The sequence below is a fragment of the Actinacidiphila bryophytorum genome, from assembly GCF_016916835.1.
Lineage (GTDB): Bacteria > Actinomycetota > Actinomycetes > Streptomycetales > Streptomycetaceae > Actinacidiphila > Actinacidiphila bryophytorum.
Window position 1 is genome coordinate 383,716 of the sequence record NZ_JAFFIX010000003.1, and the last position, 22,782, is coordinate 406,497.

Annotated in this window: 20 protein-coding genes; 11 read left to right on the plus strand and 9 right to left on the minus strand. The window is 72.7% G+C overall.

Features of this window, described 5'->3' with window-relative positions:
• Positions 1 to 44 precede the first annotated feature (44 nt).
• The 3 genes from JT723_RS06890 (at position 45) to JT723_RS06900 (ending at position 3,316) form a co-directional block, all read left to right on the plus strand.
• Positions 45 to 1,655: an ABC transporter permease gene (locus JT723_RS06890; RefSeq protein ID WP_205043658.1), complete on the plus strand. Its 1,611-nt coding sequence runs from the start codon at positions 45 to 47 to the stop codon at positions 1,653 to 1,655.
• A gap of 80 nt (positions 1,656 to 1,735) precedes the next feature.
• Positions 1,736 to 2,752, plus strand: a complete 1,017-nt coding sequence (locus JT723_RS06895; protein WP_205043659.1) for an ABC transporter ATP-binding protein — start codon at positions 1,736 to 1,738, stop codon at positions 2,750 to 2,752.
• Positions 2,753 to 2,836: 84 nt separating this feature from the next.
• On the plus strand, positions 2,837 to 3,316 hold the full coding sequence (locus tag JT723_RS06900) for a VOC family protein (RefSeq protein WP_205043559.1): 480 nt from the start codon (positions 2,837 to 2,839) through the stop codon (positions 3,314 to 3,316).
• Between the two features lie 51 nt (positions 3,317 to 3,367).
• On the opposite strand, the gene JT723_RS06905 is transcribed toward JT723_RS06900, so the two are convergent.
• From JT723_RS06905 to JT723_RS06925, 5 genes are all read right to left on the minus strand, one after another.
• A complete protein-coding gene (locus JT723_RS06905) occupies positions 3,368 to 4,480 on the minus strand; it encodes an LOG family protein (RefSeq protein ID WP_205043560.1) in 1,113 nt (370 codons plus the stop codon).
• Positions 4,481 to 4,506: 26 nt separating this feature from the next.
• Positions 4,507 to 5,631: a hypothetical protein gene (locus tag JT723_RS06910; protein ID WP_205043561.1), complete on the minus strand. Its 1,125-nt coding sequence runs from the start codon at positions 5,629 to 5,631 to the stop codon at positions 4,507 to 4,509.
• Between the two features lie 268 nt (positions 5,632 to 5,899).
• A complete protein-coding gene (locus tag JT723_RS06915) occupies positions 5,900 to 6,628 on the minus strand; it encodes an ABC transporter ATP-binding protein (protein ID WP_205043562.1) in 729 nt (242 codons plus the stop codon).
• 183 nt (positions 6,629 to 6,811) lie between these two features.
• Positions 6,812 to 8,173 (minus strand): aspartate aminotransferase family protein, encoded by a 1,362-nt coding sequence (locus tag JT723_RS06920; protein WP_205043563.1) that lies wholly within the window; start codon positions 8,171 to 8,173, stop codon positions 6,812 to 6,814.
• A 2-nt stretch (positions 8,174 to 8,175) separates the two neighbouring features.
• Positions 8,176 to 8,637 carry an Lrp/AsnC family transcriptional regulator gene (locus JT723_RS06925; protein ID WP_205043660.1) on the minus strand — a complete coding sequence of 154 codons (462 nt, stop codon included), beginning with the start codon at positions 8,635 to 8,637 and terminating at the stop codon, positions 8,176 to 8,178.
• Between the two features lie 220 nt (positions 8,638 to 8,857).
• On the opposite strand from JT723_RS06925, the gene JT723_RS06930 reads away from it, so the two are divergent.
• Positions 8,858 to 10,291, plus strand: coding sequence for a gamma-aminobutyraldehyde dehydrogenase (locus JT723_RS06930; protein ID WP_205043564.1), 1,434 nt, complete (start codon positions 8,858 to 8,860; stop codon positions 10,289 to 10,291).
• Between the two features lie 242 nt (positions 10,292 to 10,533).
• Here JT723_RS06930 and JT723_RS06935 read toward each other — a convergent pair whose 3' ends face one another.
• Both JT723_RS06935 and JT723_RS06940 read right to left on the minus strand, forming a co-directional pair.
• Positions 10,534 to 11,220: a glycerophosphodiester phosphodiesterase gene (locus tag JT723_RS06935; protein ID WP_205043565.1), complete on the minus strand. Its 687-nt coding sequence runs from the start codon at positions 11,218 to 11,220 to the stop codon at positions 10,534 to 10,536.
• Positions 11,211 to 12,248: an adenosine deaminase gene (locus JT723_RS06940; protein WP_205043566.1), complete on the minus strand. Its 1,038-nt coding sequence runs from the start codon at positions 12,246 to 12,248 to the stop codon at positions 11,211 to 11,213. Before JT723_RS06940 ends, JT723_RS06935 begins: the two co-directional genes overlap by 10 nt.
• Positions 12,249 to 12,546: 298 nt before the next feature.
• On the opposite strand from JT723_RS06940, the gene JT723_RS06945 reads away from it, so the two are divergent.
• The 7 genes from JT723_RS06945 to JT723_RS06975 all read left to right on the plus strand — a co-directional run bounded on the left by JT723_RS06945 (position 12,547) and on the right by JT723_RS06975 (position 20,346).
• Positions 12,547 to 13,779, plus strand: a complete 1,233-nt coding sequence (locus tag JT723_RS06945; RefSeq protein ID WP_205043567.1) for a polyamine ABC transporter substrate-binding protein — start codon at positions 12,547 to 12,549, stop codon at positions 13,777 to 13,779.
• Between the two features lie 16 nt (positions 13,780 to 13,795).
• Positions 13,796 to 14,962, plus strand: a complete 1,167-nt coding sequence (locus JT723_RS06950) for an ABC transporter ATP-binding protein (RefSeq protein WP_205043568.1) — start codon at positions 13,796 to 13,798, stop codon at positions 14,960 to 14,962.
• Positions 14,959 to 15,909, plus strand: coding sequence for an ABC transporter permease (locus JT723_RS06955; RefSeq protein WP_205043569.1), 951 nt, complete (start codon positions 14,959 to 14,961; stop codon positions 15,907 to 15,909). The genes JT723_RS06950 and JT723_RS06955 overlap by 4 nt, the downstream gene beginning before the upstream one ends.
• A gap of 14 nt (positions 15,910 to 15,923) precedes the next feature.
• A complete protein-coding gene (locus JT723_RS06960) occupies positions 15,924 to 16,715 on the plus strand; it encodes an ABC transporter permease (RefSeq protein ID WP_205043661.1) in 792 nt (263 codons plus the stop codon).
• A 42-nt stretch (positions 16,716 to 16,757) separates the two neighbouring features.
• A complete protein-coding gene (locus tag JT723_RS06965) occupies positions 16,758 to 18,155 on the plus strand; it encodes an NAD(P)/FAD-dependent oxidoreductase (RefSeq protein ID WP_205043570.1) in 1,398 nt (465 codons plus the stop codon).
• Positions 18,156 to 18,297: 142 nt separating this feature from the next.
• Positions 18,298 to 18,747, plus strand: a complete 450-nt coding sequence (locus tag JT723_RS06970) for a bifunctional DNA primase/polymerase (protein WP_205043571.1) — start codon at positions 18,298 to 18,300, stop codon at positions 18,745 to 18,747.
• A 90-nt stretch (positions 18,748 to 18,837) separates the two neighbouring features.
• Positions 18,838 to 20,346 carry a CoA-acylating methylmalonate-semialdehyde dehydrogenase gene (locus JT723_RS06975; RefSeq protein ID WP_205043572.1) on the plus strand — a complete coding sequence of 503 codons (1,509 nt, stop codon included), beginning with the start codon at positions 18,838 to 18,840 and terminating at the stop codon, positions 20,344 to 20,346.
• Here the strand turns inward: JT723_RS06975 and JT723_RS34915 are convergent.
• Together JT723_RS34915 and gabT are read right to left on the minus strand one after the other, a co-directional pair.
• Positions 20,305 to 20,952 (minus strand): phosphatase PAP2 family protein, encoded by a 648-nt coding sequence (locus JT723_RS34915; RefSeq protein WP_251512476.1) that lies wholly within the window; start codon positions 20,950 to 20,952, stop codon positions 20,305 to 20,307. The genes JT723_RS06975 and JT723_RS34915 overlap by 42 nt on opposite strands.
• A gap of 430 nt (positions 20,953 to 21,382) precedes the next feature.
• A complete protein-coding gene (gene gabT / locus JT723_RS06985; protein ID WP_205043573.1) occupies positions 21,383 to 22,714 on the minus strand; it encodes a 4-aminobutyrate--2-oxoglutarate transaminase in 1,332 nt (443 codons plus the stop codon).
• Positions 22,715 to 22,782: the final 68 nt, after the last annotated feature.

A 22,782-nucleotide genomic window follows, 5' to 3' on the forward strand; every position in this document is an offset into this window, starting at 1 on the left:
CGGCTGCCGCGGTCCGGCGCAGGGCCGGGGTACGCGCCGCCCTGATGGCGCTCCCGCTGCTGTTCTTCGCGGCCTTCTTCGCCTACCCGGTGGCGGCGATCGTCACCCGCGGCCTGCACGAGGGCGGCAACTGGCACCTGGGCAGGATCGCCGACGTGGCAGGCGACGCCGGGATCCGCCATGTGCTGTGGTTCACCTGCTGGCAGGCCGCCGCGTCCACCGCACTGACCCTGCTGGTCGCGCTGCCCGGCGCGTACGTCTTCGCCCGGCTGGACTTCCCCGGGCGGCGACTGCTGCGCGCGGTGGTGACGGTGCCCTTCGTGCTGCCGACCGTCGTCGCGGGCTCCGCCTTCCTGGCGCTGCTGGGCCGCGACGGCTTCACCGACTCGCTGTTCGGGGTGCGGCTCGACACCGGTGTGTGGGCGATCCTGATCGCGCACGTCTTCTTCAACTACGCCGTGGTCGTCCGCACCGTCGGCGGGCTGTGGGCGCAGCTCGACCCGGCGCAGGAGGAGGCCGCCAGGATGCTCGGCGCCTCCCGCCTCGCCGCCTGGCGGCGGGTCACGCTGCCCGCCCTCGGCCCCTCGGTCGCCGCGGCGGCACTGATGGTCTTCCTGTTCACCTTCACCTCCTTCGGCGTGATCCAGGTACTCGGCGGCCCGATGTACTCCACCCTGGAGGTGGAGATCTACCGGCAGACCGCCGAGGTCTTCGACCTGCCTACCGCCGCCGTGCTGACGCTGCTGCAGTTCGCCGCGGTCGCCGTGATCCTCGCGCTGCACGGCTGGGCGGTACGCCGCAGCCAGTCCGCGCTGCGCCTGGTGGACCCGGCGCTGACCGCGCACCGCCCGCGCGGGGCGGCGGAACGGACGCTGCTGGGCGGGGTGCTCGCAGTGGTGGCCCTGCTCATCCTGCTGCCGCTCGGCGTACTGGTCGCCCGCTCCTTCGACACCCCCAGCGGCTACGGGCTGGCCTTCTACCGGGCATTGGGCTCCACCGACGGCGGCACCTTCAGCGTCGCCCCCTGGCAGACGGTGGGCAACTCGCTGCGCTTCGCCGCCATCGCCACCGTCATCGCGCTGGCCGTCGGGGGCCTCGCCGCCGCGGCACTGGTGCGCAGGTCGTCAGGGCGGCTGGTCCGCGGTTTCGACGCGCTGCTGATGCTGCCGCTGGGCACCTCGGCCGTCACCGTCGGCTTCGGCTTCCTGATCGCTCTGGACAAGCCGCCGCTGGACCTGCGGGACTCCTGGCTGCTGGTGCCGCTCGCCCAGGCGCTGGTCGGCACGCCCTTCGTGGTACGGGTGATGCTGCCGGTGCTGCGGGCCGTCGACGAGCGGCTGCGCGAGGCCGCCGCGGTGCTCGGGGCGTCCCCCTGGCGGGTCTGGCGCGAGGTGGAACTGCCGCTGGTCTCCCGGGCCGTGGCCATTGCCGCGGGCTTCGCCTTCGCCGTCTCGCTGGGCGAATTCGGCGCCACCGTCTTCATCGCCCGCCCCGACGACCCGACCCTGCCGGTCGCCGTCGCCCGGCTGCTGGGCCGGGCGGGCGCGCTCAACTACGGCCAGGCGATGGCCCTGAGCACCGTCCTGATGCTCGTCTGCGCCGCCTCGCTGCTGGTGCTCGAATCCCTGCGCACCACCGGATCGGGGGAGTTGTGACCGCACACAGCACCGCAAACAGCACCGCACACACCACGGCACCTGAGGAAGCGGGCGCCGCGAAGGCCGCGGACACCGCGCTGCTGCGGCTGGACGCGGCGACCGTACGCTTCGGGGCGCGGACCGTACTGGACGCCCTCGACCTGGACGTCGCCGAGCACGAGATCGTCTGCGTCCTGGGCCCCAGCGGCAGCGGCAAGTCCACGCTGCTGCGGGCCGTCGCGGGCCTGACCCCGCTGGACGCGGGCCGGGTGCTGCTCGACGGCGCCGACCAGCGCGACGTGCCCGCGCACCGCCGCGGCGTCGGGCTGATGTTCCAGGACCACCAGCTCTTCCCGCAGCGCGACGTCGGCGGCAACGTCGGCTTCGGGCCGCGTATGCACAAGGCGCCGCGCGAGCAGCGGCAGCGCCGGGTGGCGGAACTGCTCGACCTGGTCGGACTGCCGGACGCGCAGGCCCGGGCCGTCGCCACGCTGTCCGGCGGCGAGCAGCAGCGCGTCGCGCTGGCCCGAGCGCTGGCGCCCGAGCCGCGGCTGCTGATGCTCGACGAGCCGCTCGGCCAGCTCGACCGCTCGCTGCGCGAACGCCTGGTGGTGGAGCTGCGGCAGCTCTTCGGGCGGCTCGGCACCACCGTGCTCGCCGTGACGCACGACCAGGGCGAGGCCTTCGCACTGGCCGACCGGGTGGTGCTGATGCGGGACGGCACGGTCGCCCAGAGCGGCACACCGTACGAGGTGTGGCAGCACCCGGCGGACGAGTTCGTGGCCCGCTTCCTCGGCTTCGACACCATCGCCGACGCCGTCGTCACCGGCACCGCCGCCGCCACCGAGTGGGGGCCGCTGCCGGTGCCCGAGGGCACCGCGGAAGGGCCGTGCCGGCTGCTCGTGCGGCCCACCGGTGTCGTGCTGTCCGCCGGGGGCGCCCTGCGCTGCGAGGTCGTCGCCCGCACCTTCCGCGGCGGCCATGTCGGGGTGCGGCTGCGGCCCGAGCGCGGGCCGCTGCTCGAAGCGGAGTGCGCCCTGCGGGACGCCCCGCGCGAGGGCGAGACGGTCGGCGTCGGGTTCGACCCCGGCGACATCGTGGTCCTGCCGCGCTGACCGATGAGTTTTCCGGCCCGGGACCGTCCTACTGCTGGAGGCGCGACGACGCCCTCCGGACGACGAGACCCGGGAGCGCACACCATGCAGAAGATCAAGACCTTCCTCTGGTACGACGGCCAGGCCGAAGAGGCCGCGCAGTTCTACACCTCGCTCTTCGAGGACTCGCGGACCGTCAGCGTGCAGCGCTACGGCGAGGCAGGCCCCGGCACGCCCGGCAGCGTCATGCTCGTGGAGTTCGAGCTGGCGGGGCAGCGCTACCTCGCGCTCAACGGCGGCCCCGAGTTCACCTTCAACGAGGCCGTGTCGCTGTCCGTGGACTGCGCAGACCAGGAGGAGGTCGACCGCCTGTGGGCCGCGCTGTCGGGCAACGGCGGCGAGGAGGGACCCTGCGGCTGGCTCAAGGACCGCTACGGCCTGTCCTGGCAGATCGTGCCCCGGCGCCTTGAGGAGCTGATCGCCGACCCCGACCCGGCCAAGTCCCAGGCCGCGGTCAAGTCGATGCTGGGCATGAAGAAGATCGTGATCCAGGAGCTGGAGGACGCGGTCGCCGCGGCCGGCTGACCTTCCCGCGGCCGCCGCCGGCTCCGGCCTTCCCCGGCGGACGCCGCCCGCTCACTTCTCCGCGAGCCGCGCGAGCGCCTCCGGCACCTCGGTGACCGACTCGACCAGCGCGATGCGCCAGGCCATCGGGTGGTCGCGGGCCAGCGCGCTCAGCAGCGGCCAGGCCGGCAGCTGCTCGGTCCAGTGTGCCCGGTCGACCAGCACCATCGGGGTGGGCTCGCCGCGCGAGGAGTAGTAGTTCGGGGTGGCCGCGTCGAAGATCTCCTGGACCGTGCCCGCCGCGCCCGGGAGGAAGACGACGCCGGCATCGCAGCGGGCCAGCAGGGCGTCCTCCCGGACCGCGTTGGCGAAGAACTTCGCCACGTGCGAGGCGAAGGCGTTCGGCGGCTCGTGGCCGTAGAACCAGGTCGGCACGCTTAGCGAGGTGCCGCCCTCGGGCCAGCGCTCGCGCACCTCGAAGGCGGTCAGCGCCCACTCGCCGACCGACGGGCGGAAGGACGGCGCCCCGCCGAGCACCGACAGCGCCTTGCCGAGCATCACGTCGTCGTGCGGTGCCGCGTAGGCGCCGAAGTTCGCCGCCTCCATCGCGCCGGGTCCGCCGCCGGTGGCCACCGTCAGGCCCTCGCGCGCCAGGGCTCGGCCGAGTCGTGCGGCTCCGGCGTAGGCGTCGGTGCCGCGCTTCATGGCGTGGCCGCCCATGACCCCCACCACCCGGGCGCCCGACAGGTGCTCGTCCAGGGCGTCGGCAACCGCGTCGTCGTGGATCGAGCGCAGCATCGACGCGAGTATGTCGCCGCTCGCCGAGGTCGAGGTGAACCACTCGTACGCCCGCGCGTCCGGGGTGTGCTCGTAGCCGCCCGCGAGGTCCGCGTACAGCTCGGCGGGGCTGTAGAGGGCGGCCCGGTAGGGGTCGAAGGGCAGGTGCGGGACCGGCGGGAAGACCAGGGCGCCGCCGGCCCTGACATGGGCGAGCGCCTGCGGCTCCATCGGACAGCCGAGGAAGACCGCCTGCGTGGTGTCGGCGACCAGCAGCGCGAACGTACGGTCCGTCAGGTCGACGGCCTGCAGGCGGTATCCGGCGAAGGAGCCGGTCAGGGCGACCCGGTCGAACTCCTCCAGGGTCTCGATCTCACGGACAGGCGGGGCGGAGGCGTCGGCAGGCACGCCAGCACGATAGCCCGCCGGTCTGCTCACCGCGTGGCCGGTACGGTCGCGAGCCCGGCGATCACGGCCGTCAGGGGAATCGCCACCGCGAGCAGCACACCCGCGCGCAGCGCGACGGCCCCGCGCAGCAGACCCGGCGAGGCGCCGAGGTCGCGCAGCGCGGCGGTGGAGCGCGCCCTGGCGCTCCTGGCCTCCAGTACCGCGGTGCCCGCGATCGCCAGGACGCACACGCCGATCAGGCCCGCCGCGAAGGCGGTCAGCGGGCCGAGCCGCTGCCCGTCGCCGTTCTGCAGGTCGTAGGCGGCAACGGCCGCCGTGGCCGTCGCGCACAGCAGGCCGAGCGGGCGGCCGATCCTGCGCGCCTCCTGCTGCAGTGCCCGCCCGGCGAGCAGCCGCAGCGCCCCGGGGCGGTGCAGGGCGAGCAGCCGCCCGCACAGGTGCACGAGACCCGGCCCCGCGACGACCAGACCCGCCGACGCGACCAGCCAGCCGGCCGCCGTCGCGGGCGACACGGAGCCCAGGCCGCTGGGCAGCGGCAGCGCGTCGCCGCGCGGCGCGCTCACCTGCACGGCCAGCCCGACCGCGGTCAGCGCCACGCCCCACGGCAGGCCCACGGGTGCGGCGCCCGGCTTGCGTGCCGTCCGCGGCTGCCACAGCCCGGCCGCGGCGACCCCGGCCGCGGCCAGCGGCACCACCGACAGCAGCGTCGCGGCCCCCGCGACCGGCAGGTGGTGCCCGGCTCCCAGCACACCGGAAGCGGACCCCGAGTACGGCACGCCGCCCAGGTCGCCGCGCAGGTAGACGAAGAGCAGCAGCGCCAGCCCGCTGCCGACGGCGCAGGCCAGCGCGGCGCCCGCCGCGCCGATCAGCACCGTCGCGGTTTTGCCGAGCCCGACCGCGGCCAGACCCGAGTCCGGCCACCCCAGCGGCTGGGCGCGGGCGACCGCCGCCGCCAGGTGCACGGTCACCGCGACCGGCAGCAGGCACCACACGAGCCGCACTCCGGCCCCGGTGCCGGGCTGCGCATGGCCCAGCGCCCATCCGAGCGCCGACAGCAGCAGCAGTCCCGCACCGCCCGCGGCCCCGACCACGGTCAGCCAGCGCCCCATGGCGCCGAGCCGCGCCCCGCGCACCACCCGCCAGCTCAGCATGCCGCCACCTGCCCGGTGCGGGAGACGACGTCAGGAGCCGTAAGGCGGCCGTGACAGGGCGCGTGGGATGCCGTCGCCCGCCGCGCGCAGGCGACGCCGCCCGAAAGCGTACGGGGTTGCGGGCGCGGTAGGGCCGATGCCCTCGCCCGCCCGTCGCAGGCGACGAGGCCGGGAGGCGTACCGCATCCGGTGCGCCGTCCGGGCGTGCCGGGGTGGGCGTACGCGGTCGCGTGGTCCAGGTCCCGTCGGGACGCGGGTGCCGGGCGCGTCATGCGTTCGCCGGTGCCGGGTCGGGGGTCTCGCGGTCCCGGACGGGGGAGGCGGTGTCCGGGCGGCCGTCCCGCAGCGACAGCGTGCGGTCGGCGTAGCCGGCGGTGTCCGGGTCCGTGCCCGCGAGTACCACCGTCATACCGTGCGAGCGGGCCGCGCTGGTGAGGGTGCGCAGCACCTGGGCGCGGTCGGAGCGGTGCAGCGGCGCGGCCGGGTCGTCGGCGAAGACCACCGCGGGCACCGAGACCAGGGCGCGGGCCACCGCGATCCGCTGCCGCTCGGACTGCAGCAGCGCCCCCGGGTGCTTGCGGGCGGCGGCGCCGATGTCGAGCCGGTCCAGCCATTCCTGGGCCTTGGCGCGGGCGGCCCGCGACCTGACCCCGCGCATCAGCAGCGGCAGTGCCGCGTTCTCCCACGCGGTCAGCTCGGGCAGCAGCTGCGGTTCGCTGCCGACCCAGCCGAAGCGCTCCCTGCGCAACTGGTCACGGGCGGCGGCGGACAGCGTGTGGACGGGTCCGCTGTTGAACCACACCTCGCCCTGGTCGGGCACCAGCTGCCCCGACAGGCAGCGCAGCAGCGTCGTCTTGCCGCTGCCGCGCGGACCGACGACACCGAGGATCTCCCCTTCGCGCACCCCGACCGAGACGCCGAGCAGGGCGGGCGAGCCCCGGTGGGAGTGGCGCAGGGCGCGGGCGAAGAGCACGTCGTTGTCGGGCGGTGCCACCATGCCGTTCCTCCGCGAGTCGTCCCCCGGCGGCGGGCGGCGGTGTGTCGCCGACGCCGGGGAGTGGGCGGTCACTCCCCGGCACCGTAGGCAGGCGGTGGGCGCGTACGCCCGCAGGCGCGGCGGCCGGCCGCGCCGATCCGTCCGTTCGGGTGAGCAGCCGTCACCGCCCGCGGGCGGCGGGCGTCACAGCTTCGCCCAGGCCTGCGTCAGCACCGTCCGCAGGATGCCCTCGATCTCGTCGAAGAGCGCCTGGTCGGAGACCAGCGGCGGGGCGAGCTGGACGACCGGGTCGCCGCGGTCGTCGGCGCGGCAGTACAGGCCGTTGTCGTAGAGGGCCTTGGACAGGAAGCCATACAGGACGCGCTCGGTCTCCTCGTCGGTGAAGGTCTCCTTGGTCGCCTTGTCCTTGACCAGTTCGATGCCGTAGAAGAAGCCGTTGCCGCGGACGTCGCCGACGATGGGCAGGTCGCGCAGCCGGTCGAGGGTGCGGAAGAAGCCGGCCTCGTGGTCCAGCACGTGCTGGTTGAGGCCCTCGCGCTCGAAGATGTCGAGGTTGGCCAGTGCGACGGCCGCCGACACCGGGTGGCCGCCGAAGGTGTAGCCGTGCAGGAAGGTGTTGCCGCCGCGGTAGAAGGGCTCGGCGACGCGGTCGGAGACGATGCACGCGCCGATCGGCGAGTACCCGGACGTCATGCCCTTGGCGCAGGTGATCATGTCCGGCACGTAGCCGAACTTCTCGCAGCCGAACATCGTGCCGAGCCGGCCGAAGGCGCAGATCACCTCGTCGGAGACCAGCAGCACGTCGTAGGTGTCGCAGATCTCCCGCACCCGCTGGAAGTAGCCGGGCGGCGGCGGGAAGCAGCCGCCGGCGTTCTGCACGGGCTCAAGGAATACCGCGGCGACCGTCTCGGGGCCCTCGAAGAGGATCTGCTGCTCGATCTGGTCGGCGGCCCAGCGGCCGAAGGCCTCCGGGTCGTCGCCGTGCAGCGGCGCCCGGTAGATGTTGGTGTTGGGGACCTTGCGCGCGCCGGGCACCAGCGGCTCGAAGGGCGCCTTGAGCGCCGGGAGCCCGGTGATGGACAGGGCGCCCTGCGGGGTGCCGTGGTAGGCGACGGCCCGTGATATGACCTTGTACTTGCTGTGGTTGCCGGTCAGCCGGTGGTACTGCTTGGCCAGCTTCCACGCCGTCTCGACGGCCTCGCCGCCGCCGGTGGTGAAGAAGACCTTGTTCAGGTCGCCGGGGGCGTACCGGGCCAGCCGCTCCGCCAGTTCCACGGCCTTGGGGTGCGCGTAGCTCCACACCGGGAAGAAGGCCAGCTCCTGCGCCTGCTTGTAGGCGGTCTGCGCCAGTTCGTGCCGCCCGTGGCCCGCGTTGACCACGAAGAGCCCGGACAGGCCGTCGATGTAGCGCTTGCCGTGGTCGTCGTAGATGTACGTGCCCTCGCCGCGGACGATCGTCGGCACGGGGGCGTCCGCGTAGTCCGACATGCGTGTGAAGTGCATCCACAGGTGGTCGTACGCCGTCTTCGACAGGTCTGCGCTCATGGCTATCTGGTTCCCCAGGTGTAGGTCTGCTTGCGGAGCTTGAGGTAGACGAAGCTCTCGGTGGAGCGCACGCCCGGCAGCGCGCGGATCCGTTTGTTGATCAGCTCGAGCAGGTGGTCGTCGTCCTCGCACACGATCTCGGCCAGCAGGTCGAAGGAGCCGGCGGTGACCACCACGTACTCGACCTCGTCCAGCGCGGCCAGCGCCTCGGCGACCGGGTCGATGTCGCCCTCGACGGTGAGGCCGACCATGGCCTGCCGGCGGAATCCCACGGTGAGCGGGTCGGTCACCGCGACGATCTGCATGACGCCCTGGTCCAGCAGCTTCTGCACCCGCTGCCGCACCGCGGCCTCGGACAGGCCCACGGCCTTGCCGATCGCCGCGTAGGGGCGGCGGCCGTCCTCCTGGAGCTGCTCGATGATCGCCTTCGACACCGCGTCTATCGACGGCTGCGTGCCGTTCATGTCACGTGTGGCCACGCGCCCCACTGTGCAGGAGAGGTCGACGGTCCCGCAAGCCCCGCACGATGAAATTCGTCGCTGAGAGCCGCTGCGGATACCGATTCGGTTGTCGGTGGGAGGTGGGTATGTCGAATACGGCAGTCCACCGGCTAAGCTGGGTGCTGTCTCAGTGCGTGGACACCCGACACCGCACCACGATCCGGACGACCAGGGAGCATTCGCCGTGACCGAACTCCGTACTCTGCGCAACTACATCGACGGAGAATTCCGTGCCGCCGCGGACGGACGGACCACCGAGGTGGTGAACCCGGTGACCGGCCAGGCGTACGCCACCGCGCCGCTGTCCGGCGCGGACGACGTCGACGCGGCCATGGCCGCGGCCGCCGCCGCCTTCCCCGGCTGGCGCGACACCACGCCCTCGGACCGGCAGAAGGCGCTGCTGCGGATCGCCGACGCGATCGAGGCGCGGGCCGCCGAGATCGTCGCCGTCGAGAGCGAGAACACGGGCAAGCCCATCGGCCTGACCACGACCGAGGAAATCCCGCCCATGGTCGACCAGATCCGCTTCTTCGCCGGTGCGGCGCGGATGCTGGAGGGCCGCTCGGCCGGCGAGTACATGGAGGGGATGACCTCCATGGTCCGCCGCGAGCCGGTCGGGGTCTGCGCGCAGGTCGCGCCCTGGAACTACCCGATGATGATGGCGGTGTGGAAGTTCGCCCCGGCCATCGCCGCGGGCAACACGGTGGTGCTCAAGCCGTCCGACACCACCCCCGCCTCCACCGTGCTGCTCGCCGAGATCCTGGGCGAGCACCTGCCCAAGGGCGTCTTCAACGTCGTGTGCGGCGACCGCGACACCGGCCGGCTGATGGTCGAGCACCCGGTGCCCGCGATGGCCTCGATCACCGGCTCGGTCAGGGCCGGCATGGAGGTCGCGGGATCCGCGGCCAAGGACCTCAAGCGCGTCCACCTGGAGCTGGGCGGCAAGGCGCCCGTGGTGGTCTTCGAGGACGTGGACATCCCGCGCGCCGTCGAGGACATCGCGGTGGCCGGCTTCTTCAACGCCGGCCAGGACTGCACCGCCGCCACCCGCGTCCTGGTGCACGAGTCGATCCACGCCGAGTTCACCGCGGCCCTGGCCAAGGCCGCCGCCGACACCAAGACGGGCCGCCCCGACGACGAGGACGTCCTGTACGGCCCGCTGAACAACGCCCGCCAGCTCGACCAGGTCAGCGGCTTCATCGAGCGCATCCCGGCCCACGCCAGGATCGAGACCGGCGGCCACCGGGTCGGCGAGCAGGGCTACTTCTACGCGCCCACCGTCGTCTCCGGGCTGCGGCAGGACGACGAGATGATCCAGCGCGAGATCTTCGGCCCGGTCATCACCGTGCAGTCCTTCACCGACGAGGAGCAGGCGGTGACCTGGGCCAACGGCGTGGACTACGCGCTGGCCTCCTCGGTGTGGACCAAGGACCACGCCCGCGCCATGCGGATGTCCAAGCGGCTGGACTTCGGCTGCGTCTGGATCAACACCCACATCCCGCTGGTCGCCGAGATGCCGCACGGCGGCTTCAAGCAGTCCGGCTACGGCAAGGACCTGTCCGGCTACGGCTTCGAGGACTACACCCGGATCAAGCACGTCATGACGTCGCTCGACTAGGCCGTGTTTTGGAAGTCCCGCCTGCCCCGCGACGCCTGGCACGCACGCTCGCTGCGTTGTCGGAGTCGTCCGAGTAGGCCCACTACGAGGACGACCCTCCGCCTTGCGATCGCACGCACCGGACGCCGCGGGGCCCGCCCTGTGGGCGGACGGCGCCACTTCCAAAACACGGCCTGGGTCCGGCAGCCGCTGGACCCGCGCGAGTGGGGCCGCCCTCCGGAAGGGGCGGCCCCCACTCGTGCTCACGCGGCAGGCGGCCCCGTCAGTCGCTGCAGCGCCGTCAGGCGGTTGGTGGTGACCGAGTCGACGCCCAGCGCCAGCAGGCGGCGCATCGAGCGCGGCCAGTCGGCGGTCCACGCGGCCACCAGCAGGCCGCGCTCGCGGGCGTAGGCGACCGTCCCCGCGTCGACCAGCCCGAAGCGCAGGTTCAGCCAGCGCGGCGCCACGGCGGCCAGCAGCGCCGGCGCGGGCCACGCCGAGGTCTTCCAGGTCAGCGCGATCTCCGCGGCCGGGTCCGCGTCCCGCACGGCACGCATCGCGGTCGCCTCGCCGCAGTAGTAGACCCGCTCCTGCGCACCCGCGTCGCGGACCGCGGCCAGCGAGGGGGCCGCCTGGTCGGCGCCGGTCAGGTCGAGCAGCATCCGCCCGCGCGCATGGCGCAGCAGTTCGGCGAGGGCGTCGTGCAGGGTCGGCAGCTGCCCGCCGCCGAGCTTGAAGACCTCGTCGGAGGTGAGCCCGGCGACCGCCTGCGGGTGCCCCCACAGGCGGTCGAGCGACGGGTCGTGCAGCAGCACCGGCACCCCGTCGAGCGTCAGCCGCACGTCGACCTCCACCGCGTCCGCGCCCTTGAGCAGCGCGGAGCGGACCGACGGCAGCGTGTTCTCGCGGTGGACGTAAGGGTCGCCCCGGTGGGCGACGGTCAGCGCCACGCGGCGGCGTACGCGTCGATCTCGGCGGCGAGCCGCGCCTTGCCCGGCGCGTCGAGGAACGACGCCTCGACGGCGTTCTTCGCCAGCCCCGCCACCCCGACGTGGTCCAGCTCCAGCAGCCGCGCCGCGACCGCGTACTCGGTGTTCAGGTCGGTGCCGAACATCGGCGGGTCGTCGCTGTTGACGGTGACCAGGACACCGGCCTCGACCATGCGCCGTATCGGGTGCTCCTCCAGCGTCGCGACCGCCCGGGTGGCGATGTTGGAGGTCGGGCAGACCTCCAGCGGGATGCGGTGCTCGGCCAGGTGGTCCAGCAGCCGCGGGTCGGCCGCCGCGCTGGTGCCGTGGCCGATCCGCTCGGCGCCCAGCTCGCGCAGCGCGTCCCACACCGTCTCGGGACCCGTGGTCTCGCCCGCGTGCGGCACGCTGTGCAGCCCGGCCGCCCGCGCCCGGTCGAAGTACGGCTTGAACTGCGGCCTGGGCACGCCGATCTCGGGGCCGCCGAGGCCGAAGGACACCAGCCCGTCGGGCCGCAGGTCCACCGCGAGCCTGGCGGTCTCCTCCGCCGACGCGAGCCCCGCCTCGCCGGGGATGTCGAAGCACCAGCGCATCATGACGCCCAGTTCCGCCTCCGCGGCCTTGCGGGCGTCCTCGATCGCCGCCATGAACTCCCGCTCCGGGATGCCGCGCCGGGTCGAGCTGTACGGCGTCACGGTCAGCTCGGCATAGCGCACGTTCTGCCGGGCCATGTCCCTGGCCACCTCGAAGGTGAGCAGCCGCACGTCCTCGGCGTCCCTGATCAGGTCGACGACCGACAGGTAGACCTCGATGAAGTGGGCGAAGTCCCGGAAGCTGAAGTAGTCGGCGAGCGCCGCGGGGTCGGCCGGCACCGCGGAGTCCGGGTGCCGCGCGGCCAGCTCGGCCACGATGCGCGGTGAGGCGGACCCCACGTGGTGCACGTGCAGCTCGGCCTTCGGCAGTCCGGCGATGAAGGCGTCGAGGCCGCCTGCGGTGGCGCTGTCGGACATGCGGGGTCCTCCTGGACGAGCGGTACGGATTCGGCTGGTGGCACGTGCGCGGCGGCGGCCGGGGTGCGGCCGTGCTGCCCCGTCATCGTAGAACGCCGCCTGCGAAGCACCGCCCGCCCCGGGTGCGGCCCTCCGTGAATCCGCCCTCGGGCACAGAATTCGTCGCGTAACCAAAAGGCAACAACGGAATCCCTTGTTGAGGGGCGCCCCCTCTGCCAGGATCAGCCACCAATCCGGGGTTTGGCCACGTCGGAGGGCGACAACCCCGCGAACGCCCCGAGAGCGGAGGGCACCACCCATGGAGCAGTACGAGCCCCTGCCCCCGCCGCTGCGTGCGGCCCTGCGGCGCAGTATGAGCGGCGGGCGGGGCGCGATGGGCCGGCGCACGTTCCTGCGCGCCGCGGGCCTGGGCGCCGCCGGCGCCGCGGGCCTGACCGCGTGCGGGATACCCGCGGCAGGCCGCACCGGCGACAGCACCGCGTCCAGCGACCACTCGGCCCAGGAGAAGACGGTCGACTTCTCCAACTGGACCGAGTACATCGACGTCTCGGACGACGGCAAGCACCGCCCCACCCTGGAGGCGTTCACCAGACGCACCGGGATCAAGGTCAAGTACACCGAGGACATCAACGACAACGTCGAGTTCTTCGGCAAGATCAAGCCGCAGCTGTCCGCGGGCCAGGACACCGGGCGCGACCTGATGGTGCTCACCGACTGGCTGGCCGCCCGGATGATCAGGCTCGGCTGGGTCCAGCAGCTCAACCCCGCCCACCTGCCGCACGCCTTCGCCAACCTCGAACAGCGCTTTCGCAGCCCCGACTGGGACCCGGGCCGCGCCTACTCCTACCCCTGGCAGGGCATCGCGACCTGCATCGCGTACAACAAGAAAGCCACCGGCGGGCGGGCGGTCACCTCCATATCGCAGCTCCTCGACGACCCCTCGCTCAAGGGCCGGGTCGCGATGCTGTCCGAGATGCGCGACACGATCGGCATGACGCTGCTCGACATGGGCCACAAGCCGGAGACGGTCACCGACGACACCTACGACGCGGCGCTCGCCAGGGTGCAGAAGGCCGTCGACAGCCAGCAGATCCGCAAGTTCACCGGCAACGACTACACCGACGGCCTCAGCAAGGGCGACATCGCCGCATGCGTGGCCTGGGCGGGCGACCTGGTGCAGCTGCGGATCGACGACCCCGACATCGAGTACGTCTTCCCCGACGCGGGCTTCCTGTTCTCCACCGACAACCTGCTGGTCCCCGCGAAGGCACGGCACAAGACCAACGCCGAACGCCTCATCGACTACTACTACGAGCCGCAGGTCGCCGCCCAGGTGTCGGCGTACATCGCCTACGTGTGCCCGGTCGCGGGCGTGCAGCCCTACCTGGCGAAGATCGACCCGTCGCTGGCGAAGAACCCGCTGATCCTCCCGGACGCGGCGATGGACGCCAAGTCGCACAGCTTCCGCTCCCTCAGCGAGGACGAGGACACCCGCTACGAGGAGAAGTTCTCCAAGCTCATCGGCGCCTGACCCGAGGACACCTGCCATGACGACCGCACCCACCGCAGAACCCGGCGACGCCGTCCGCCTGACCGGGCTCAGCAGGACCTACGGGTCCTTCACCGCCGTCCACCCGCTGGACCTCGCCGTCCCCGCCGGGTCCTTCTTCGCGCTGCTCGGCGCGTCCGGCTGCGGCAAGACCACGACGCTGCGGATGATCGCCGGCCTGGAGGAGCCCACCACGGGCACCGTCGCCCTCGGCGGCCGGGACGTCACCGCCCTGCCGCCGTACAAACGCCCCGTCAACACGGTCTTCCAGAACTACGCGCTCTTCCCGCACCTCGACATCCACGAGAACGTCGCCTTCGGGCTGCGCCGCCGCGGCATCAAGTCGGTCGCCAAGCAGGTCGCCGAGATGCTCGAACTGGTGCAGCTCGGCGGCCTCGCCCGCCGAAAGCCGCACCAGCTCTCCGGCGGGCAGCAGCAGCGCGTCGCGGTCGCCAGGGCGCTCATCAACAAGCCCGAGGTGCTGCTGCTCGACGAGCCGCTCGGCGCCCTCGACCTGAAACTGCGCCGCCAGATGCAGCTCGAGCTCAAACGCATACAGACCGAGGTCGGCATCACCTTCATCCACGTCACCCACGACCAGGAGGAGGCCATGACCATGGCCGACACCGTCGCGGTGATGAACGCCGGCCGCGTCGAGCAGCTCGGCGCCCCCGCCGACCTCTACGAGAACCCCGGCTCGACCTTCGTGGCGAACTTCCTCGGCACCTCCAACCTGATCGAGGCCGAGGTCACCGGCACCTCGGGCGGCGACATCCAGCTGGTCGCCGCCGGGCAGCGGCTCACCCTGCCCGCCGCCCGCTGCGCCGCCGAGGTCGCCGCGGGCGGCAGGGTGCTCGCCGGGATCCGCCCGGAGAAGGTCGCACTCACCCACCGCGACGACGAAGACTCCGTCGCCGAGGGGCGCAACCGGGTGCCCGGCCGGATCGTCGACTCCAGCTACATCGGCGTCTCCACCCAGTACGTGATCGACAGCCCGGTCTGCCCGGAGCTGGAGGTCTTCGTGCCCAACGTCGAACGCGACGGGCGGCTCGTGCCCGGCGCCCCCGTCGTCCTGCACTGGAACCCCGCGCACACCTTCGGCCTCGACGCGGCCCAGGACATCGACGCGGGGATCGACGCCGACGCGGAGGAGGCCGCCGCATGAGCGCCGCCACCGCGCAGGCCGCGGGGCCGCCGCCGACCGCGCCGGGCCCCGGAACCGCACAGGCCGCCCCCCGCAGGACCGCGGGGCGGCGGCGCCTGACTCCGTATCTGCTGCTGCTGGCCGGTGTGGCCTGGCTGCTGGTCTTCTTCGTCGCCCCGATGGTCTACCAGGCCTCCACCTCCGTGCAGACCGGCTCGCTCGACAAGGGCTTCAAGGTCACCTGGCACGTGGCGACCTACTGGGACGCGCTGCGCGAGTACTGGCCGCACTTCCTGCGGTCGCTGCTCTACTCGGGCATCGCCACCGCCGCCTGCCTGGCGATCGGCTACCCGCTGGCCTACATGATCGCCTTCAGGGCCGGGCGCTGGCGCAACGTCGTCCTGGTGCTGGTGATCGCGCCCTTCTTCACCAGCTTCCTGATCCGCACCCTGGCCTGGGAGACGATCCTGGCCGACCAGGGTCCCGTGGTGCGGTTCCTCAACCGCGTGCACGTCCTGGACGTCACCGCCTGGCTGCACGTCACCCAGGGCGACCGGGTGCTCGCCACCCCGCTGGCCGTGGTCTGCGGACTGACCTACAACTTCCTGCCGTTCATGATCCTGCCGCTCTACACCTCGCTGGAGCGCATCGACGGCAAGCTGCACGAGGCGGCGGGCGACCTGTACGCCACGCCCTTCACCACCTTCCGCAAGGTGACCTTCCCACTGTCGCTGCCCGGCGTCGTCGCCGGCACCCTGCTGACCTTCATCCCGGCGTCCGGCGACTACATCAACGCCGAGTTGCTGGGGTCCACCAACCAGAAGATGATCGGCAACGTCATCCAGTCGCAGTTCCTGCGGGTGCTGGACTACCCGACGGCCGCCGCGCTGTCCTTCATCCTGATGGCGGCCATCCTGGCGATCGTCACCGTCTACATCCGCAGAGCCGGGACGGAGGAGCTGGTCTGATGCAGACGCGTCCGATGCGCTGGCTGTGCAGGAACATCGTGGTGATCGCCGGAGTCCTCGCGCTCGGCTACCTCATCCTGCCCAACCTGGTGGTGCTGGCCTTCTCCTTCAACAAGCCCAAGGGCCGCTTCAACTACACCTGGAACCACTTCTCCACCGACGCCTGGCAGCACCCCTGCGGCGTCGCCGACATGTGCGGCTCGCTCACCCTCAGCCTGCGCCTGGCGGTCTACGCCACCCTCGGCGCGACCGTGCTCGGCACCATGACGGCCTTCGCCCTGGCCCGCTACCGCTTCCGCGGCCGGGCCGCCACCAACCTGCTGATCTTCCTGCCGATGGCGATGCCGGAGGTGGTGATGGGCGCCTCGCTGGGCACCCTCTTCCTCAACATGCGCATCCGCTTCGGCTTCTGGACCATCCTCATCGCGCACATCATGTTCTGCATGAGCTTCGTGGTCGTCGCCGTCAAGGCGCGCATCATGAGCATGGACCCGCGCCTCGAGCAGGCCGCCCAGGACCTCTACGCCACCCCCGCCCAGACCTTCCTGCGGATCACGCTGCCGCTGGCGGCGCCCGGCATCGCGGCCGGCGCACTGCTGTCCTTCGCACTGTCCTTCGACGACTACATCATCACCAGCTTCAACGCCGGCAGCACGGTGACCTTCCCGATGTTCGTCTGGGGCTCCGCGCAGCGCGGCACCCCCGTGCAGGTCAACGTGATCGGCACGGCCATGTTCGCGGTCGCGGTGCTGCTGGTGGTGGCAGGGCAGCTGGTGGGCGGCCGCCGCAGGGGGGCGCGCAGCTGACCGGCCGCCCGCACCGCCCGCACGAGCTCCACCGGAGGAAGCATGGACCCGGCAGCCCGCTCGCTCGCCGACGCCGAGCAGACGCCGTACTGGCTGGACGACCCCGCGCGGCCGGCCGCGCGGGCGGCGCTGACCGGCGAGGAGGACTGCGACCTGCTGGTCGTCGGCGGCGGCTACACGGGCCTGTGGACGGCGCTGCTGGCCAAGGAGCGCGACCCCGGCCGGGACGTGGTGCTGGTCGAGGGGGCCAGGGTCGGCTGGGCCGCCTCGGGGCGCAACGGCGGCTTCTGCGCCGCCAGCCTCACCCACGGCACCATGAACGGCCTGGCCCGCTGGCCCGCGGAGTTCGGAGCGCTCCACGCGCTCGGCGAGCGCAACCTCGACGCCATCGAGGAGGCCGTCGCCCGCTACCGCATCGACTGCGACTTCGAGCGCACCGGCGAGATCGACGTGGCCACCGAGCCGTGGCAATATGCCGAGCTTCGCGAAGCCGCGGCAATTGCCGCGGCCAACGGCGTCGAGGTCGACCTGCTCGACCGCGACCAGGTCCGCGCCGAGGTCGACTCGCCCACCTTCCACGGCGGCCTGTACGACCGCCGCGGTGTCGCCATGGTCAACCCCGCCCGCCTGGTCTGGGGCCTCCAGCGGGCAGCCGAGGAGGCGGGCGTGCGCATCTACGAACGCACCCCCGCCACCGCCATGGTCAGGCACCGCGCCGGCATGGCGGTCCGCACCCCCTACGGCCGGGTGCTGGCCCACCGCGTCGCCCTGGGCACCAACGCGTTCCCCTCCCTGCTCCGCAGGATCCGCCCCTACACCGTCCCCGTCTACGACTACGCCCTGGTCACCCGCCCGCTCACCGCGGAGCACCGCCGCGCGGTCGGCTGGCGCGGCCGGCAGGGCCTGGGCGACAGCGCCAACCGCTTCCACTACTTCCGGCTCACCGCCGACCAGCGCATCCTGTGGGGCGGCTACGACGCGGTCTATCCCCGCGGCGGCAGGATGAGCGCCGAGCACGACCACCGCCCGCAGACGTACCGCACCCTGGCCCGGCACTTCTTCACCTGCTTCCCGCAGCTCGAAGGCCTGGCCTTCAGCCACGCCTGGGGCGGCGCCATCGACACCTGCACCCGCTTCTCCGCCTTCTTCGGCACCGCCTGCGCCGGCCGGGTCGGCTACGCGGCCGGCTACACCGGGCTCGGGGTGGGCGCCAGCCGCTTCGGCGCCGAGGTGGTCCTGGACCTGCTGGCCGGCGCCGACACCGAGCGCACCCGCCTGGAGATGGTGCGCAGGAAGCCGCTGCCCTTCCCGCCCGAGCCGCTCGCCACCGCAGGGATCGGGCTGACCCAGTGGTCGCTGGCCCGCGCCGACCGCTCGCAGGGCCGGCGCAACCTGTGGCTGCGCACCATGGACCGGGCCGGACTCGGCTTCGACAGCTGACCGGGTACGCACCGGGGTGCGCGCGGCCGGCGCCGCGTGAGCCGTGCCACTACCGACAAGTAGCGGAACCCGCGTAATAACTTCGCACCAACTTCCTCTCTCCCCTGACAGCACCCGTCACTGGGCAGAAGGAGGACCCGGCATGGGCAGCGCCGGAGCGAAGAGCGCGGTCGAATGGCTCGCATCGGTGACACACGACCCGGATTCCGTCCGCAGGGAATGGGAGGACAACCCGCTCGGGGTGGCGCTGCTGCCCGCAGGGCGCAAATGGGACGTCCTGATCCTCGGCAGTGCGCTCGGCTACCCCACCCTCGACGTCCTGACCCGCCTGGTGGACCTGCCGGGGCCGGTCCTGGCCGACTTCGGCGACGCGCGGATCGGCTTCTTCGTCCCGCCGGGCACCGCCGCCCGCTGGCTGGGCACCGGGGTGCGGGCCGTGGGCCGCGGCACCTGGATCGTGGTGCCCTACCCCGGCCGCCCCACCGGCGGGGTGCGCTGGCTCGTCCCGCCCGACGGCACCGGGCACCTCACCGACCCGGTCGTGCTGGAACTGGCCATGCACGAGGCCGCGGCGCAACTGGCCGGAGGGTAGTGCCAGGCGTGCGGATCTCCCCAGCGTGGTGCTTTACGCCGGGCGCCCGACGTGGTGACACTGGCGGGACCACGACGGAAGGGTCAGCCCGTGACGAGCCCCCAGCACATCACCCACTGGATCGCCGGCCGCCCCTGGGCCGGCACCGCGGAGCGCCGCGGCGACGTCTACGACCCGGCCACCGGCCAGGTGAGCGGGCAGGTCGACCTCGCCGCAGCCGACGTCGTCGACCAGGCCGTCGGCGCCGCACTCGACGCCTTCGGCCAGTGGCGGCACGCCTCGGTCGCCAAGCGCACCTCGGTGCTCTTCGCCTTCCGTGAACTGCTCAACGCCCACCGCGAGGACCTGGCCGCGATCATCGTCTCCGAGCACGGCAAGGTGCACTCCGACGCCCTCGGCGAGATCGCCCGCGGCCTGGAGGTCGTCGAGTACGCCTGCGGCATCCCGCACCTGCTCAAGGGCGGCTTCACCGAGCAGGCCTCGACCGGCATCGACGTCTACTCGCTGCGCCAGCCGCTCGGCCCGGTCGCGGTGATCTCCCCGTTCAACTTCCCCGCAATGGTCCCGATGTGGTTCTTCCCGCTCGCCATCGCCGCCGGCAACACCGTCGTCGTCAAACCCTCGGAGAAGGACCCCTCGGCGGCCAACTTCCTGGCCGCCCTGTGGCGCGAGGCAGGACTGCCCGACGGCGTCTTCAACGTCGTCCACGGCGACAAACCCGCCGTCGACCGGCTGCTGGAGCACCCTGACATCAAGGCCGTCTCCTTCGTCGGCTCCACCCCGATCGCCCGCTACGTCTACGAGACCGCCACCCGGCACGGCAAGCGCGTCCAAGCCCTCGGCGGCGCCAAGAACCACATGCTGGTGCTGCCCGACGCCGACCTCGACCTGGCCGCCGACGCAGCCGTCAACGCCGGGTACGGCGCCGCGGGGGAGCGCTGCATGGCGGTCTCCGTTCTGGTCGCCGTGGACCCGGTCGGCGACGACCTGGTCGAGCGGATCAGGCAGCGCATCGCCGGCCTCACCGTGGGACCCGGCAGCGCCCCCGACTCCCAGATGGGCCCGCTGGTCACCGGCGTGCACCGCGACAAGGTCAGCTCCTACCTCGACGCGGGCGTCGCCGACGGCGCGGAACTCGCCGTCGACGGCCGCAAGCACCCGCTGTCGGACGCCGCAGCGGACAGCGGCTTCTGGCTCGGCCCGACCCTCTTCGACCGGGTGCGGCCCGGCATGTCCGTCTACGACGACGAGATCTTCGGCCCCGTGCTCTCCGTGGTGCGCGTGCCGACCTACGACGAGGGCCTGGCGCTGATCAACGCCAACCCGTACGGCAACGGCACCGCGCTGTTCACCAACGACGGCGGCGCCGCCCGCCGCTTCCAGCACGAGGTCGAGGTCGGCATGGTCGGCATCAACGTGCCGATCCCCGTGCCCGTCGCCTACTACTCCTTCGGCGGCTGGAAGTCCTCGCTCTTCGGCGACACCCACGCCTACGGCGAGGACGGCGTGAGGTTCTTCACCCGCGGCAAGGCCGTCACACAGCGCTGGCTCGATCCCTCACACGGCGGAATCAACCTCGGATTCCCCACCCACAGCTGACCCGCCCGCGCTCGACCCGCCAGCGGCGGCCGGGGCACGCGGACCGGCCGCCGTACCCGCCACGACCCCGGCCGCCGCCACGGTGGCCAGCAGCGAGGCGGCAAGGCACCAGCTGGCCAGCACGTCCAGCGGCCAGTGGTAGCCGTGCCACACCAGGGCCGCGCCCACCGCCGCGGCCAGCAGCACCGCCGCCGCGGCCAGCGACCTGCGCACCGCAGGACGCCGGACCAGCGGCAGCACCAGCAGGGCCGCCGCACCGACGGCGACCGCGGAGGTCGCGGTGTGCCCCGAGGGGAAGAAGCCCGCGTAGCCGTCGGGACCCAGGTGCACCTTGCCCGGCGCGGGCCTGGCCACCGCCGACTTCACCGTCCCGACCACCAGGGGCACCGCCGCCATCGCCGCCACGGCCGCCAGCGGCGGCAGCCACCACAGCGGGCGCCCGCCCGCCCGGCCGCGCGCACCCGCATAGACCACGGCGGCCAGCAGCAGCGGCACCGCGACCTGCACATTGCCGACATCGGACAGCGCCTGCGCCGGGCCGTTCAGCCAGGGGTGCGCCGCCGCCGCACGCCGGAACCAGCCCAGCACCGACCAGTCCCGGTCCACCAGCGGACCGCCGGCCGAGACCTGCCAGGTGAGCAGTGCGAAGAGGGCGAGGCCCGCGCAGAAGACCGCGCCGAGCGCGCCCAGCGCCCGGACAGCAGAACGCCGCCCCGGAACAGGGGGGATAGTTCCGGGGCGGCCATGACGATCGCCGTACCGCCCGTCCCGGGGGGTGTGGGACGAACGGCGGGCCGATCGGCGAGGTGTACCGGGGCCACCATCGGACCCGGCGGTTTCGTGCGCGAGGGCACTGCCGTGCCGGTGATGGGGAATCACCGGCGCGTTGTCACTCGTCGCCGACTCCTGCGGAGCCGACCGCGAGCGGGGTGTTCCGGTGAAACCGTACGTCACCGCGCCCGCCGCGAGGCGCCCGATCACCCGTCCGCCATCAGGCCCCCACACGTTCTTCACGAGCCTCGTCTCCTGCCGCCGCTCACACCCCGGCGAAGGCCTCCTCGATGATGTCGAGGCCCTCGTTCAGCAGATCCTCCCCGATGACCAGCGGCGGCAGAAAGCGCAGCACGTTGCCGTACGTCCCACAGGTGAGCACCACGAGGCCGTTTGCATGACACGCCTTGGCCACCGCGGCCGTCAGCGCCGCGTCCGGCTCCTTGGTGCCCGGCCGCACCAACTCCACCGCGATCATCGCGCCGCGCCCGCGGACCTCGCCGATCGCCGGGTACTTCTCCTGCAGCGCGCGCAGCCGGGGCACCATGACCTCGCCGATCCGCCGCGCCCGCTCGGTCAGGTTCAGCGCCTTCATCGTCTCGATCGCACCCAGCGCCGCCGCGCACGCCACCGGGTTGCCGCCGTAGGTGCCGCCCAGACCGCCCGCGTGGGCGGCGTCCATGATCTCGGCCCGCCCGGTCACCGCAGCCAGCGGCAGCCCGCCCGCAATGCCCTTGGCCGTGGTGATCAGGTCGGGCACCACACCCTCGTCCTCGCACGCGAACCACTGCCCGGTCCTGCAGAAGCCGGTCTGGATCTCGTCGGCGACGAAGACGATCCCGTTGTCCCTGGCGAACTGCGCCATCCGCGGCAGGAAGCCCTTGGCCGGCTCGATGAAGCCGCCCTCGCCCGCGATCGGCTCGATCACGATCGCCGCCACGTGCTCCGCGCCGATCTGCTTGGTGATCATGTCGATCGCCTGCGCCGCCGCCTCCTCCGCCGCGTGCTCGGGACCGGTCAGCCACCGGTAGCCGTACGCCAGCGGCACCCGGTAGACCTCGGGCGCGAAGGGGCCGAAGCCCTCCTTGTACGGCATGTTCTTCGCTGTCAGCGCCATCGTCAGGTTGGTCCTGCCGTGGTAGCCGTGGTCGAAGACCACCACCGCGGGGCGCTTGGTGTAGGAGCGGGCGATCTTCACCGCGTTCTCCACCGCCTCGGCGCCGGAGTTGAACAGCGCGGTCTTCTTGGCATGGTCGCCGGGGGTGAGCGCGTTCAGCTGCTCGGCGACCTCCACGTAGCCCTCGTACGGCGTGATCATGAAGCAGGTGTGGGTGAACTCGGCCAGCTGCTCGGCCGCCTTGCGCACCACCATCGGGGCGCTGTTGCCCACCGAGGTGACCGCGATGCCCGAGCCGAAGTCGATCAGCCGGTTCCCGTCGACGTCCTCGACCACCCCGCCGCCGGCCCGCCGCACGTACACCGGCAGCGTGACCCCGACGCCGTCCGCGACCGCCGCCGCCTTCCTGGCCGACAACTCCTGCGACTTCGGTCCCGGCACGGCGGTGACCAGCCTGCGCTCCTGCGGCAATTCGCTCATGACGGGCATTCTCCTCGAATTCCTCGACCCTGCTCCATCCGGACCTTCCCCGAGGCTAGGCCGCCGCC

What these genes read in the sequence shown, in the direction of transcription:
- JT723_RS06915 (WP_205043562.1), bottom strand. Translation starts at nt 6,628, where the DNA reads ATGGTGGCACCGCCCGACAACGACGTGCTCTTCGCCCGCGCCCTGCGC.
- JT723_RS06945 (WP_205043567.1), top strand. Translation starts at nt 12,547, where the DNA reads ATGGAGCAGTACGAGCCCCTGCCCCCGCCGCTGCGTGCGGCCCTGCGG.
- JT723_RS06940 (WP_205043566.1), bottom strand. Translation starts at nt 12,248, where the DNA reads ATGTCCGACAGCGCCACCGCAGGCGGCCTCGACGCCTTCATCGCCGGA.
- JT723_RS06900 (WP_205043559.1), top strand. Translation starts at nt 2,837, where the DNA reads ATGCAGAAGATCAAGACCTTCCTCTGGTACGACGGCCAGGCCGAAGAG.
- JT723_RS06920 (WP_205043563.1), bottom strand. Translation starts at nt 8,173, where the DNA reads ATGAGCGCAGACCTGTCGAAGACGGCGTACGACCACCTGTGGATGCAC.
- JT723_RS06955 (WP_205043569.1), top strand. Translation starts at nt 14,959, where the DNA reads ATGAGCGCCGCCACCGCGCAGGCCGCGGGGCCGCCGCCGACCGCGCCG.
- JT723_RS06950 (WP_205043568.1), top strand. Translation starts at nt 13,796, where the DNA reads ATGACGACCGCACCCACCGCAGAACCCGGCGACGCCGTCCGCCTGACC.
- gabT (WP_205043573.1), bottom strand. Translation starts at nt 22,714, where the DNA reads ATGAGCGAATTGCCGCAGGAGCGCAGGCTGGTCACCGCCGTGCCGGGA.
- JT723_RS06960 (WP_205043661.1), top strand. Translation starts at nt 15,924, where the DNA reads ATGCGCTGGCTGTGCAGGAACATCGTGGTGATCGCCGGAGTCCTCGCG.
- JT723_RS06890 (WP_205043658.1), top strand. Translation starts at nt 45, where the DNA reads ATGGCGCTCCCGCTGCTGTTCTTCGCGGCCTTCTTCGCCTACCCGGTG.
- JT723_RS06970 (WP_205043571.1), top strand. Translation starts at nt 18,298, where the DNA reads ATGGGCAGCGCCGGAGCGAAGAGCGCGGTCGAATGGCTCGCATCGGTG.
- JT723_RS06965 (WP_205043570.1), top strand. Translation starts at nt 16,758, where the DNA reads ATGGACCCGGCAGCCCGCTCGCTCGCCGACGCCGAGCAGACGCCGTAC.
- JT723_RS06925 (WP_205043660.1), bottom strand. Translation starts at nt 8,637, where the DNA reads ATGAACGGCACGCAGCCGTCGATAGACGCGGTGTCGAAGGCGATCATC.
- JT723_RS06910 (WP_205043561.1), bottom strand. Translation starts at nt 5,631, where the DNA reads ATGCTGAGCTGGCGGGTGGTGCGCGGGGCGCGGCTCGGCGCCATGGGG.